This is a genomic window from Bacteroides sp. RCH18 (assembly GCF_058231005.1).
In genome coordinates this window covers 1,345,052-1,359,111 of record NZ_JBIPTC010000001.1, presented here as the reverse complement: position 1 = coordinate 1,359,111, position 14,060 = coordinate 1,345,052, and the positions used below count along the sequence as shown (strand labels likewise).

Below are 14,060 nucleotides of genomic sequence, written 5' to 3'. Positions count from 1 at the left end.
TATCTATAATAGAGCCTCTGTTTCGATCCCCTATTCCGTCCTTTTGCAGGCATTCGATAACAGGAACTCATTCAATGCTTCTTCATAATTCCCATGAATCATAATGTGATGATTGCCAAGCGGGTTTTTCAGGAAATAGTCCGCCGGAGTATTCATGCGGATACGCACCTGAGTGCGGCACATATTGATATAATTCGTATTCTCGGTTAGAGTTCCGGTAGACAGGTAATATTCATCCAGACATTCGCCTCCGCATTTTACGATAGTCACGTCACCTGTCGGGAGCAGCCCTTGAATGGCGATACCTTTCTCTGTCTCAAAATGATTGCGGATAATATATCTTTCGGTTTGTTTGAGTCCTATAGTGCAATGTGCCAGTATTAACTCATTGGTTCGCGTATTAATGGTAGATGGATTTGCCATGAATCCTTCTTTTCCTGTCAGCGCCTTAACCGCCAGAAGAGTGAATATAGACTGGAGATCTCCTTCACAGCCTGCCATGATACCGTCATCATTCAGCAATGACAATGCCAGACAGCCGGTCGTATCAATTTGATCGATCAGTTTGAAGCAGCTTAATGTCAGCGCTTCCAGCTTCTCTTCTTCGCAAATTCTCTTGATGGCCCTGTATAATCGCATTGCTTTGATTAAATCCTCGGGAGTTCCCTCGCGGCAGGCAAGTGCCTGCGAAGCAACGGCGGCGCAGGACGCGCCTACCTGATCATCTGTGATTTGTTTAAAATGTTCATAAACCCTTTCCAGCGGAATATCTATATATTCGATTCCCCAACGGCGTTTTGCCAGAAGATAATCCACATTGCTGGCAACCAGCCACGAAGAAGGAGTACCGATGACTCCGATACGCTTGCCGAACAAAGAACGCTGTGCGCGGAAATTATTATATAGTATATGTACACGTTGAATAATAGACGGTAATTCTCCATGAAGAATTTCACTCTTCATTCCCCTTCCACGGAGCCATGTAGATATTTCCAATGCCGCAGCAAGTGAGTTCTGCATGCCATCGGCCAATAAAATGGCGGGGCGGGGAAGACGTTCGAAGTGCTGGATGACCAGTCTTTCCACACCTCCGGTAGCGATAAAAATGATTTTGAAATCATCACTGCCCAACTTATCCATATCTTGATAATCGATGAGTTTGACAGTGTAATATTTTTCAAGTTCACTCAGAATTGCTTCGTGCGAACTGCGCAGCGAGGCTTGTTTGTGAAGTATTGAAGCAAATGAGATAAGGTGTATGGTCATTATGATATTGTTTTAAGTTTTCCGTATTACAAATGTATAGCTTTCTTTTCATTTTTCCACTACGTTTTTACCCTTGATAAGGATTTTAAAGTTTTTATGTCTCTGTATTCAAATTATTGCGTACATTTGCAGTTCCAAATTAAAAAAGTAAATAGTAATTAGTAATTTGTAGTTAAAATTATGCCAACCATATCCATTCGCGGAAACGAGATGCCTGCATCTCCTATCAGAAAACTGGCTCCTTTGGCAGACGCTGCCAAGCAACGGGGAGTCCATGTGTTTCACCTGAACATCGGACAGCCTGACCTGCCCACTCCTCAGGCCGCGATTGACGCGATACGCAACATCGACCGTAAAGTGCTGGAATATAGCCCCAGTGCCGGAAACAGAAGCTATCGCGAGAAACTTGTGGGATATTATGCAAAGTTCAACATCAACCTGACGGCTGACGATATAATCATTACATCGGGAGGTTCGGAAGCGGTACTTTTTTCCTTCCTTTCCTGCCTGAATCCGGGAGATGAAATCATTGTTCCGGAACCTGCATACGCCAACTACATGGCATTTGCCATCTCTGCCGGAGCAAAGATACGTACGATTGCAACGACCATTGAAGAAGGTTTCTCCCTGCCGAAAGTAGAGAAATTCGAAGAACTGATCAATGAACGTACCAAGGCTATCCTGATTTGTAATCCGAACAACCCGACCGGTTATCTGTATACACGTCGGGAAATGAATCAGATCCGTGACCTGGTGAAGAAGTACGACCTCTTCCTCTTCTCTGACGAAGTATATCGTGAATTTATTTATACCGGCTCTCCTTATATCTCTGCCTGCCATCTGGAAGGTATTGAGAATAATGTAGTGCTGATCGATTCAGTTTCCAAGCGTTATTCGGAGTGCGGAATCCGTATCGGTGCATTGATTACCAAGAACAAAGAGATACGTGATGCTGTTATGAAATTCTGCCAGGCTCGTCTGAGTCCTCCTTTGATCGGACAGATTGCCGCTGAGGCTTCTTTGGATGCTCCGGAGGAATATTCACGTGAGACGTATGATGAATACGTAGAACGGCGTAAATGCTTGATTGACGGATTGAACCGTATTCCGGGCGTTTATTCTCCGATCCCGATGGGAGCTTTCTATACCGTAGCCAAACTCCCCGTAGACGACTCGGACAAGTTCTGTGCATGGTGTCTTTCCGACTTTGAGTACGAAGGCCAGACCGTATTTATGGCACCAGCTTCCGGTTTCTATACGACTCCGGGCTCCGGCATCAATGAAGTGCGTATCGCCTACGTATTGAAGAAAGAAGACTTGACCCGTGCGCTTTTCATCCTGCAAAAGGCGTTGGAGGTGTATCCGGGAAGAACGGAATAGGAAATAAGTAATAAGTATTAAGTAATAGGTAATAACCGTAGACGCTGGTTGGCGTATGATGTATTATAAGGTTGATAATTATATCATAAGGTAATGTCTTAATGCTTAATATAATACTTAATCCCTAATCCCTGATCTCTAAATAAGCTACGGCTATTACTTATTACCTAATACTTAATACCTATTAAAGAATTGTCATTATCTCTTTTTATAGCCCGTCGTATTTATCGCGAGAGCGATGGTGGAAAGCAGGTTTCACGTCCTGCGGTCCTCATTGCTATGGCTGGTATTGCCATAGGGTTGGCTGTTATGATTATTGCGGTGGCGGTAGTCATAGGGTTTAAAAGTGAGGTAAGGAATAAAGTCATCGGGTTCGGGTCGCACATTCAGATAGCGAATCTGGATGCGGTCAATTCTTATGAGACTCATCCGATAGCGGTGGGGGACAGTATGATGACTGCGCTTTCCGGTTATTCCGAAGTAAGCCATGTGCAACGCTATTCTACCAAGCCGGGGATGATAAAAACGGATGATGCTTTTCAGGGGATGGTACTGAAAGGTGTCGGACCGGAGTTTGATCCGAGTTTTATGCAGGAGTATCTGGTGGAAGGGGAGATTCCTGCGTTCAGCGATTCGGCTTCGAGTAATCAGGTACTTATCTCCAAGGCATTGGCTACTAAAATGAAGCTGAAGTTGGGAGATAAGATATATACCTATTATATTCAGGATAATATCCGTGCCCGGCGCTTGACGATTGCAGGCATTTATCAGACCAATTTCTCGGAGTATGATAATCTGTTTCTGCTGACTGACCTTTATTTGGTGAACCGCTTGAATGGCTGGGAACCGGAGCAGGTGAGCGGAGTGGAACTGCAGGTGCGCGACTATGATAAACTGGAAGATATCACTTACGAGATAGCCGTTGATACGGATAGTCAGCGGGATAAGTTTGGAGGCGTGTATTATGTACGCAACATCGAGCAACTGAATCCCCAGATATTTGAATGGCTCAATCTGCTTGATCTGAATGTATGGGTAATCCTTTTCCTGATGATAGGAGTTGCCGGCTTTACTATGATTTCCGGTTTGCTGATTATTATCATAGAACGCACCAATATGATCGGAATACTGAAAGCGCTGGGAGCCGATAATTTTACGATTCGCAAGACTTTCCTTTGGTTTGCTGTCTTTCTCATCGGCAAGGGGATGCTTTGGGGCAATGCGATTGGGCTGGCATTCTGTTTTATCCAGTCCCAATTCGGAATATTTAAGCTCGATCCGGAGAATTATTACGTTGATACGGTATCGGTTTCTTTCAATGTCTGGTTCTTCCTTTTGATCAATGCGGGTACGTTGCTGGCATCGGTTCTGATGCTGATCGGACCTTCTTATTTGATAACGAAGATCAATCCTGCAAGCTCCATGCGGTACGAGTAATCTTCTCTTTTTCTTTTCTTTTTTTGCTGCAAAAATAATTTAGACCGTTGCATGAGGTAGAGTGAATAATATGTCTATATTTGCGCCCGATTTACTTAATATCCTCTTGTAGGTTTAATTTTTAACCATTATGAATAATGTGTTAATTCTGTTGGATAATCCGGATGACTGGAAGCCGTATTGTGAGACGAAAAGTATCCTGACTGTTTCCGACTATCTGAAGAACAAGCCGGTTGAAAAAGACCGGAAGTTAGTTATTAATCTTAGCAATGATTACAGCTATAACTCCGAAGGGTATTACTGTTCGTTGCTTGCCCAGACGAGAGGACAACGGGTGATTCCCGATGTTGACATCATCAACAAACTGGAGACGGGGACAGGAATCCGCATGGACCGAAGTCTGCAGGCGTTGTGTTATCAATGGATTCAGAAGAACGGGATCAAAAGTGATATCTGGTATCTGAATATCTATTTCGGGAAATGCCGTGAGAAAGGGCTGGAAAGAGTGGCCCGCTTCATTTTCGAGAACTATCCCTGCCCTTTGTTGAGAGTCGCTTTGAACACTCATCCCAAGAATCAGATTGAAAGTATTCAGTTCTTGCCTTTGAACCGGTTGGATGATGAGGAGCAGGACTTCTTTGCCAATACGCTGGATAACTTTAATAAGAAAATATGGCGTGCGCCTAAGTCGGCAAAAGCTCCCAGATATAGTTTGGCGGTACTGATCGATCCGAAAGAGAAATTCCCGCCCAGTAACAAAGGCGCTTTGCATAAACTCTCCGAAGTGGCCAAGAAGATGAATATCCACGTCGAAATGATCACAGAGGATGATGCGATGCGTCTGTTGGAATTTGATGCGCTGTTTATCCGAACAACGACATCGCTGAATCATTATACATTCCATTTGTCACAGTTGGCTGCCCAGAATGGAATGGTCGTCATTGATGATCCGTTGTCTATCATCCGGTGTACCAATAAGGTTTATCTGAAAGAGCTTTTTGAGAAAGAAAAGATTCCGGCACCGAAGTCTACGTTGATTTTTCAGTCCAATGAGAACTCGTTCGAACAGATCAGTGAGCAGGTTGGTGCTCCTTTTATCTTGAAGATACCGGACGGTTCCTATTCCATTGGCATGAAAAAGGTGTCCAATGAAGAAGAACTGAAAACAAGTCTTGAACTTCTTTTCGAGAAGTCGGCTATCTTGTTGGCGCAGGCATTTACGCCTACGGAGTTTGACTGGCGTGTCGGTCTGCTGAACGGAGTACCTTTGTATGCCTGCAAGTATTATATGGCAAAAGGTCATTGGCAGATTTACTGCCATTATGATTCGGGCAGGAGCCGCTGCGGACTGGTGGATACGATTCCTATCTATCAAGTGCCGCGTGTGGTACTGGATACGGCGATAAAGGCTGCCAATCTCATCGGAAAAGGCTTGTATGGAGTGGATTTGAAGATGGTCGATGATAAGGCTTACGTGATCGAAATCAACGATAATCCGAGTATTGATCATGAACTGGAAGATGCGATTATCGGTGACGAAATGTATTACCGTCTGTTGAATCACTTTGAGCAGGCGCTGGAAATGAAACATTATTAGTGATGGAACCGACGATGCACCTCCGCCAGGCAAAAGCGGGAGACATTCCTGCCATTCTGGAGATAGAGCAGGAATGTTTTCAGGAAGATAGTTTTTCGAGAGAACAGTTTGTTTATCTGATCTGCCGTTCCAAGGGTACCTTTTATGTGGTGGTGGAGCAGGAGCGGATAATCGCCTATGTCTCATTATTGTTTCATGCGGGAACCCGTTATTTGCGGATATATTCGATAGCTGTTCATCCGGATTGCAGAGGAAGGAAGCTGGGACAGTTGCTCATGGAGCGGACGATTGAGACAGCTTTTGAATGTAAGGCGGCAAAGATTACGCTCGAAGTAAAAGAGTCGAATACGCCTGCCATCAAGCTATATATGAAAAATGGCTTTATTCCCGTGGGAGTAAAGCCAAACTATTATCATGATGGTTCGGATGCGATCTATATGCAGCGGCCCATGTAATCAGCAGTTGCCTATCTTCTCATAAAGTCCCCTTTCCTGCGTAAGGAACGGTAAAGTTTGAATTTGAGCGACTGGATGGGCTGGAGGAGATCGAAAACCGGCAGGGAGAAATAATATTTTCTGTCTCCGCCCATTTCTTTGGCTGTCCGATTAATGATGATTGCCTGTACGGTATAACGGAACAGCCAGATCAGTAATGCAATTCCGGCAGCCAGCCAATGGTTGTTGAGGATGCCGAATACAAGACCCGCGATGCAGGCAGCGTAAAACAGCAGACGGGAGAAAGTCTCGAATCCTAACAAATAGCGCTGTACACCGTGATAAAAGCGTGCGGTAGCCATATAGCTTATCTTTTCTTCTTTCCATTCTTTGTAGCTGTATACCGGTTGTATCCGCATGGTTGCATTGATATCCGTTTCTACGCGTGTGTTGGATGGGGTGGCTATCTGGTTGATGAATAAATCATCTTCCCCGCGTTGCAGGTTCAGATAAGTGGAGTAGCCTTTTCTCTGGAAGAATAATTCTTTTCGGTAAGCCATGTTACGCCCGATGCCCATGTACGGCTTTCCTGCCAGTGCAAAGCATAAATAACGCAGAGACTGGAATAACGTGTCAAAGGCTACCCGTTTGTGCAGCCATCCTTTGGTCCGGTCGTAACCGCTGTATCCCAGCACTACCTGAGTCTGTGAAGTGAAGTTGCGTGCCATTAGTCTGAGCCAATCCTTGCTTGCAGGCATACAGTTTGTTTCTGTAAATACCAGCCAGTCGTGTTTGCTGGCCTTGATGCCCAATGTCAGGGCAAGTTTCTTATGACTGATGTAGCGTGCGCTGTCGGGAGTGAAGCTGTGATAGAGGTGAGGATATTTCTCTTCCATAAATCCCAGTACATCCTCTGTCTCATCCGTAGAAGCATCGTTGATAACAATCACTTCGAACTGCGGATAGTTCTGTTCGAGAATGGCAGGTAAGATTTTACGTAGGTTATCAGCTTCGTTGCGTGCACAAAGAATCACGGAAAGCGGAGGCATCTCTTGTGTGAAATGCACTGCTTCTTTGCGTACAGCCTTATTGCGGGTATGTATCCGATTGTACAAGCCGAAATAATAAATGAGCTGAATGATAAAAAGAATACCTGCCGCCGATAAAAGAATCAGTTCGACAGTATTGAATGTAAATGCTTCCATTGGATATAAGTGTCGTTTTTACGACTGCAAAAGTACGCATTTTTTTGGTAGCTCCGTCATCTCGCAGGAAGGTTATTTCGTAAATCCAGATATTCTTTCTTGAACATATCGACGAATAGAAAGAATAATGAAAGCAGCAGCGGACCGAAGATGACTCCCATAAATCCGAATAACGGCAAACCGATAACGACTCCGAATATCGTAATCAGCGGATGGGTATCCGCCATTTTCTTTTGCAGGATGAATCGGATCAGGTTATCGGACTGAGATATGACTATGCCACCGTATGCGGCGAGTCCGATAGCGTTGAACCAGTCTCCGGTTACGGCAAGATAGGCAGCTACGGGAAACCATATCAAGGCAGTTCCCACCATTGGAATGATAGTGGCAAAGCAGGTCAGAAATCCCAATACCAGTATATTAGGTGCTCCGAAGATAAGATACCCTATCATGGCGACCCCTCCTTGAATAATGGCTAACAGAGGTATGCCGATGGCATTGGAACGTACAATCATATTGATTTCGTGAATTACTTCCTGTGTATTCGCCTCATTGAACGGGAGAATGTCATTTACATAAGCCTCCATCTTTTTTCCTCCTATCAGCATAAAGTACAGTACGAATACCATGACAAACAGGTTGATGGCAAGGCTGCTGATGCTTTCCATTATTATCTGTCCGATGCGGGGAAGGATGGAGACAATGAATGACAAAGTATCTTTTCCCAGCACGTCATACCCCGTTTTTTCTTTGATAAACTCTGCTACCTGCTGCATAGGGGCAATGAATGTTTGCGGGTCCAGATTGATGTCCTGAAGTTTGCTGACCAATAGCCAGACTGTCAGTCCGAGCGGAACCAGAAACACCATAACCGTTTCTGCCGTAATCAGCAGTGCGGCAACGCTGCGTTTCAGTTTCCATCTTTCCGTCAGGTGCGCCATTTGTGTGCGTACCAGAATATAAATAGTGAGTGCTCCCAGCAATCCTCCTAAAAAAGGAGTGATCTGACGGAAGATGATGATTCCCATAAATAGTATGATGACGATGAGGGAATATTTCCAGTACTGTTCTTTGATGCTCATATCGTGTATTTAGTTATTCTACTTTATAAACAAAAGAACAGTGGAAAAGGTTTGAATATCCGGTGTGCGGTTTTACTTCTGTTGTTTTTAAGGGAGCTCGATATGAAAAACAGTTTTTCCGGCTTTGCTTTCTTTGACAGACAAATGCCCTTCGTGGCGGCGGATAATTTCTTTGCACAGGCTCAGTCCGATGCCTGTACCTTCTGATTTAGTCGTAAAAAAGGGGATGAATACTTTGTCCAGAATCTCGGGAGGAATGCCGGGACCGTTGTCGGTGATGTCTATGACTATATGTTCGTTTTGTTCTGCCTGCAGGGAAAGCTCCCCATGCGGATGCCCCTCCAATGCCTGCATGGCGTTTTTCAACAGATTGAGAAACACTTGTGACAGTTGCTTTTCGTCTCCTTCGGTGATAATCGATTCGGGGGAGCACCGGAGCGTAAAGGAGATATTGTTTTCTTGAAAATTGGTTTGAAGCAGTTCCTCCAGATTGTGTAATAAGTCGGACAGGGAAAAGAGACGCTTTTCGGGCTGCGGAAGATAGGACAGATGCCGGAAAGATTCGGTAAACTCCATCAGCCGTTCGCTTTGCGCCTGAATAATGTGAAGCCCGCGGATTCCTTTCTCGCTGATTTCCGGATAGGAAGCCAGTGTCTGAGACAGTGAGATAATGGGAGCGATCGTGTTCATGATCTCATGAGTCAGGACATGACTGAGCTTGCTCCATGATTCACTTTCGTTTTCGTTGAGCCGGTCGTCAATGTCTTGTATGGAAAGCAAGGTGATTGTTTCGTCTTGTAGTTTCATCTGACTTTGGGAGAGGCTGAGTCTTTTTCTGTTCTTCTCATTCTGCAGGATATTTTCCAGTTGGGAATATAGAGTCAGTGATTCAATGTTTAGTAAGGCTAACGCTGTGTTGTTGACGAAGATTATTTTCTTCAAGTTGTTCCAGGCTATGATTCCGTTGGGTACTTTCTCCAGCAGAGACCGGTAGAAATGTTCCTGTTTCTGGTAGTCCATTTTGGTTTGCGCCAATAGGGCGTTGATCCGGTTCAGTGAGCGGTTCAGCTGTTGTTGCTCTTCGCTTATTCCTTGCTCGGGGTAGCTGAATGTATTATCTCTGTCCTCGATGGCATCAAAGAAAAGCTGGAGTTTCCGGTTGATGTTATTGAGGTAAGTGACTATTCCGCCGATTTGAAACAGGGAGCAGATGATTAGTAACGTTCCGATGATGATGCCACGTTGGGAGATGATGAGCCACAGCCCTGTTCCCGAAGTTGCGAGGATGAGCAGGATACGAAGCAATATGGCCCAATAGATATGTCGGCTGAATATCATCTTGTTCAGGGTTTGAATCGTTTCAGTTTATTATAGAGAGTTTGTCGGCTGATGCCTAATTGTTCGGCGGCGGCTGTCAGATTTCCATTGTTTTGGAGGATTGCTGTTTCGATGGCTTGCCGTTCTACTTCCTCCAGGTTGGGGACGACATTTGCCGTCTGAGGTTTCCAGCTTTGCTTTACCAGAATATCTTTGGGGCGTATCACGTTGCCTTCGCATAAGATCACCGCTTTTTCGATGGCGTGTTGCAGTTCGCGGATATTGCCCGGCCAGTGATAGGAGCGTAGTTTCTCAATCGTTTGCTCGTGCATCCGTATTTCCGGCCGTTGATATTTGGAAGTAAAACGACGGAGGAAAGTATCTATGAATAATAGGATATCGTCGCCCCGTTCCCTTAAAGGAGGGATTTCCAGATGGATGGTGTTGATACGGTAGAACAAATCTTCCCGGAACAGTCCTTGCTTTACCATTTCCGGAATATCTTTATTGGTAGCAGAGATCAGCCGGATATCAACGGGAATCACTTTGTTACTTCCGATTCGGGTGACATTCCGGTTCTGCAGTACAGTCAATAGTTTGGCTTGCAGTGCAATGGAAAGGTTTCCGATTTCGTCCATAAAGAGGGAACTGCCGTTGGCCGCTTCGAATTTTCCCGGACGACTTTCGTATGCGTCGGTAAATGCTCCGCGTTCGTGGCCGAACAGTTCGCTTTCGAAGAGTGATTCACTGATGGCGCCCATATCAATGCCAAGCATTTGACGGGAATTTCGGGGAGATAAACGATGTATCTCTCTGGCTAACATCTCTTTTCCTGTTCCGTTCTCTCCGGTGATCAGGATGTTGGCGTCGGTTTTGGCTACTTTCGTCACCACTTTAATCAACTGGAGCATTGCGGGAGAGTGTCCGACCAGCATTTCCGGTTTGCTCGGTTTCTCGGTATCCCCCTGTTTGCCGGTTGCCTTTGAAGCGCTTTTGGCTTTGCTGTTGTTACTTTTATAAGCCTCCTTTATCTTCCGAATCAGAATCTGATTATCCCAAGGTTTGAGTAAAAAATCAGTAGCCCCGTTTTTTAGTGCTTTTACCGCCAATTCAACGTCTCCGTAAGCAGTCAGCATAACTACCGGTAAAGATGGGCGGATTTCGTGGATTTGTTTTAACCAGTACAGCCCTTCATTGCCATTGTTTATGCCGGCAGAGAAATTCATGTCAAGGATAACGACGTCGATAGAGGTGGTAGTCAGTAAAGTGGTGATTTGATTGGGATTGGCGGCGGTGCGAACTGTACCGAACTCATTCTCGAGCAGTAACTCCAGTGAAGCTAACACGCTTTTATTATCATCTACTATTAAAATAGTTCCGTTTTCCATATCTAAGATTGGGGGTAGCTATCAGGTTGAACCATGCTTTAAGTTTGGGGGTAAAGATATTCGTTTTTGCTTTCCTCTGCAAGCGAGTGTCCAATAATTAGACGTTTTCGGGCATATTTACTGCAAGGCTTACTTAAATTCCCGAAAATTGCTCCCGAAGAATATGAAATAATGGATAACGTCCAAAAGTTGGACGTTGCGGTGTGTAATAATTGGACGGATGCAATGCAATCGTATTGGTCATTTGGTTAATAATCAATTACTTAAAAATTGTGGCATCCTATTTGCCTTCTAATCATCGTAACACACAATCGCATATATTATAAAGAATGAAAAACTTTTTCTTTTTGTCCTTATTCTTATTGCCGCATTTTGTGCAGGCCCAGTCCGGCATGACTTTGGATGAGTGCATTCGTCTGGCATGGGAGCAGAATCCTTCTGTGCGGAACAGTGTGATAGATATAAAGGAGGCACGGGCAGATTATATGGCCGCTGTTGGTGCTTTTCTTCCCCGTGCAGCGGTTAATGCAGAAACAGGGAAACGCTTCGGGCGTTCTATCGATCCGGATACGAACGGATATACCAACGAAACTTTTGAAGAGGGGACCGTGGGGCTCGATATGACTCTCTCTCTTTTTGAGGGCTTTTCACGCATTCATCAGGTACGCTTCCGGAAGATGAATAAGGAACGTAGCGAATGGGCATTGAAAAATAAGCAGAATGAACTGGCATATCAAGTGACGGATGCTTATTATAAACTGATTCTGGAGAGAAAACTGTTGAATCTTGCTTTAGAACAAAGCCGGTTGAGTGAGCGGTATCTGAAACAAACCGAAGCCTTTGTTGAGCTGGGATTGAAATCCGCTTCCGATTTGCAGGAAGTCAAGGCCCGCAGAGAAGGGGATATCTATCGTTATAAATCTCGTGAGAATACTTGCCGGTTGGCCTTATTGCATCTGGAACAGCTAATGAATTTCCAACCCGGTGATACACTTGTTATTCAGGATACTATTGTGGAAATGAATCAGCTGCCCTTGCTTTCTGTTCCGTCTACGGAAACACTTTATACCCAATCACTGGAAATACTTCCCGTCATGCGTATGATTGATTTGAAACGAAAGGCTGCCCGTAAAGAATATGCGATGGCTGGCGGAACTTTTTCTCCTTCTATCTATGCCCGCTTTACGGTTGGTTCCAATTTTTACAATACGGTTTTTTCTGCCAGACAGTTGCGGGACAATATAGGAAAGTATGTCGGTATCGGCATCTCGTTTCCTTTGCTGAGCGGATTGGAACGTCTGACTCATCAACGGAAGCAGAAACTAAACCTGTATCGCCTGAAGAATGAAGAAGAACTGGAAAAGCAGCAGCTATATACCGATATAGAGCAAACACTTCTTTCCCTGCATGCGGGATTTAGTGAACATCAACAAGCATTGCAACAGCTTGAAGCAGAAGCTCTCGTACTGAGAGAGTCCGAACGTAAATGGGAGGAAGGGCTCATTTCCGTCTTTCAGCTGATGGAAGCCCGTAACCGTTTTATCTCCGCCAAGGCAGAACTGGTTCGTGTACGCCTGCAAGTGGAAATGATGAGGAAACTGGAGAAATACTATCGGGAGGGGACTTTCCTGTAAAACGGAGCCTGTGCCATCGGATCAATCATTTAATAACAACCCTATTTTGAATATACCTTTATGGATACACCTGTTGAACGCAAACCCGGCATAAATCGCAAACACCTTTATACGATCGGTGGTGTGTCGCTGGGAATCGCTGTCATTTTATATTTTATTTTTAGAGATACGGCTTCCTCCATGACAGTTGAGAAAGACCGTCTCACGATTGCTACCGTCAAGCAAGCGGAGTTCAATGATTATATTCGCGTGATCGGGCAGGTGATGCCCAGCCGGATTATCTATATGGATGCCATAGAAGGCGGTCGTGTGGAAGAACGTTTGAAAGAAGAAGGAGCTATGGTGAAAGCGGGCGATGTGATTCTGCGTCTCAGCAACCCGTTGCTGAATATCGGAATCATGCAGAGTGAGGCAGACCTTGCCTATCAGGAAAATGAATTGCGCAATACCCGTATCAGTATGGAGCAGGAGCGTCTGCAACTGAAACAGGAACGCATAGGCTTGAATAAAGAACTGACATTGAAAAAACGCCGTTATGAACAATACAGACGTTTGGTGGAGGAGCAACTGATTGCCCGCGAGGATTTCCGTCAGGCAGAGGAGGAGTATGAAGCTGCCAAAGAACAACTGGCGGTCATTGACGAACGTATCCGTCAGGACAATATTTTCCGTGAAAGCCAGATCAGCAGTCTGGACGAGAACATACGCAACATGAAACGCAGTCTTACGTTGGTCCGTGAGCGCTTGGAAAACCTGAAGATTAAAGCTCCGATTGACGGACAGGTAGGAAACTTGAACGCGCAGGTCGGACAGTCCATTTCCGCAGGAGAACATATTGGGCAGATTATTACTCCGGACCTCAAAGTACAGGCACAGATAGACGAGCATTATGTGGAGCGTGTACTTCCCGGACTTCCCGCCGACTTTACCCGTGACGGAGGAACCTATAAACTGGAAGTAACCAAACCTTATCCGGAAGTGAAAGAAGGGCAGTTCCGTACTGACCTGGCTTTCATTTCGGAGCGGCCGGAGAATATACGTGCCGGACAAACTTATCATATCAACCTTCAGTTAGGAGACCCGGCACAAGCGATCCTTGTTCCCCGTGGCGGATTCTTTCAAATTACCGGAGGGCGGTGGATGTATATTGTCGATGAAAGTGGTAAATTTGCCACGCGGCGTCCTGTGAAGATCGGGCGCCAGAATCCACAGTATTATGAGGTGACGGAAGGTTTGTCTTCGGGTGAGAAAGTAATCATATCCGGTTATGAGTTGTTCGGAGACAATGAGAAACTAATACTAAAATAAATAAAAAGAATC

General features: G+C 45.1%; 11 protein-coding genes. 6 read left to right on the top strand and 5 right to left on the bottom strand.

Going from position 1 to position 14,060, the window contains the following annotated elements; genetic code table 11:
* Positions 1-30: 30 nt before the first annotated feature.
* Complete coding sequence (locus ACHLI0_RS05455) at positions 31-1,266, bottom strand: hypothetical protein (protein ID WP_022470074.1); 1,236 nt, start codon at positions 1,264-1,266, stop codon at positions 31-33.
* 180 nt (positions 1,267-1,446) lie between these two features.
* On the opposite strand from ACHLI0_RS05455, the gene ACHLI0_RS05450 reads away from it, so the two are divergent.
* The 4 genes from ACHLI0_RS05450 to rimI all read left to right on the top strand — a co-directional run bounded on the left by ACHLI0_RS05450 (position 1,447) and on the right by rimI (position 6,135).
* Positions 1,447-2,646: a pyridoxal phosphate-dependent aminotransferase gene (locus ACHLI0_RS05450; protein ID WP_011107809.1), complete on the top strand. Its 1,200-nt coding sequence runs from the start codon at positions 1,447-1,449 to the stop codon at positions 2,644-2,646.
* A gap of 192 nt (positions 2,647-2,838) precedes the next feature.
* On the top strand, positions 2,839-4,083 hold the full coding sequence (locus ACHLI0_RS05445) for an ABC transporter permease (RefSeq protein WP_225721023.1): 1,245 nt from the start codon (positions 2,839-2,841) through the stop codon (positions 4,081-4,083).
* Between the two features lie 130 nt (positions 4,084-4,213).
* Complete coding sequence (locus ACHLI0_RS05440; RefSeq protein WP_055221076.1) at positions 4,214-5,680, top strand: RimK family ATP-grasp domain-containing protein; 1,467 nt, start codon at positions 4,214-4,216, stop codon at positions 5,678-5,680.
* Positions 5,681-5,682: 2 nt separating this feature from the next.
* Positions 5,683-6,135, top strand: a complete 453-nt coding sequence (gene rimI / locus ACHLI0_RS05435; protein ID WP_490748608.1) for a ribosomal protein S18-alanine N-acetyltransferase — start codon at positions 5,683-5,685, stop codon at positions 6,133-6,135.
* 11 nt (positions 6,136-6,146) lie between these two features.
* On the opposite strand, the gene ACHLI0_RS05430 is transcribed toward rimI, so the two are convergent.
* The 4 genes from ACHLI0_RS05430 to ACHLI0_RS05415 all read right to left on the bottom strand — a co-directional run bounded on the left by ACHLI0_RS05430 (position 6,147) and on the right by ACHLI0_RS05415 (position 11,106).
* Positions 6,147-7,319, bottom strand: coding sequence for a glycosyltransferase (locus ACHLI0_RS05430; RefSeq protein ID WP_225721020.1), 1,173 nt, complete (start codon positions 7,317-7,319; stop codon positions 6,147-6,149).
* A 56-nt stretch (positions 7,320-7,375) separates the two neighbouring features.
* The gene (locus ACHLI0_RS05425) at positions 7,376-8,401 is read right to left on the bottom strand and encodes an AI-2E family transporter (RefSeq protein WP_118337371.1); all 1,026 of its coding nucleotides are present in this window, start codon (positions 8,399-8,401) and stop codon (positions 7,376-7,378) included.
* A gap of 87 nt (positions 8,402-8,488) precedes the next feature.
* Positions 8,489-9,739, bottom strand: a complete 1,251-nt coding sequence (locus ACHLI0_RS05420) for a sensor histidine kinase (RefSeq protein WP_490748607.1) — start codon at positions 9,737-9,739, stop codon at positions 8,489-8,491.
* Positions 9,740-9,744: 5 nt separating this feature from the next.
* Entirely contained in the window at positions 9,745-11,106 is a 1,362-nt protein-coding gene (locus ACHLI0_RS05415; RefSeq protein ID WP_490748606.1) for a sigma-54-dependent transcriptional regulator, read from the bottom strand.
* 329 nt (positions 11,107-11,435) lie between these two features.
* Here ACHLI0_RS05415 and ACHLI0_RS05410 point away from each other — a divergent pair, with 329 nt between their 5' ends.
* Positions 11,436-12,740, top strand: a complete 1,305-nt coding sequence (locus ACHLI0_RS05410; protein ID WP_490748605.1) for a TolC family protein — start codon at positions 11,436-11,438, stop codon at positions 12,738-12,740.
* Positions 12,741-12,800: 60 nt separating this feature from the next.
* The gene (locus ACHLI0_RS05405) at positions 12,801-14,048 is read left to right on the top strand and encodes an efflux RND transporter periplasmic adaptor subunit (protein ID WP_490748604.1); all 1,248 of its coding nucleotides are present in this window, start codon (positions 12,801-12,803) and stop codon (positions 14,046-14,048) included.
* The last annotated feature ends 12 nt before the right edge of the window (positions 14,049-14,060 follow it).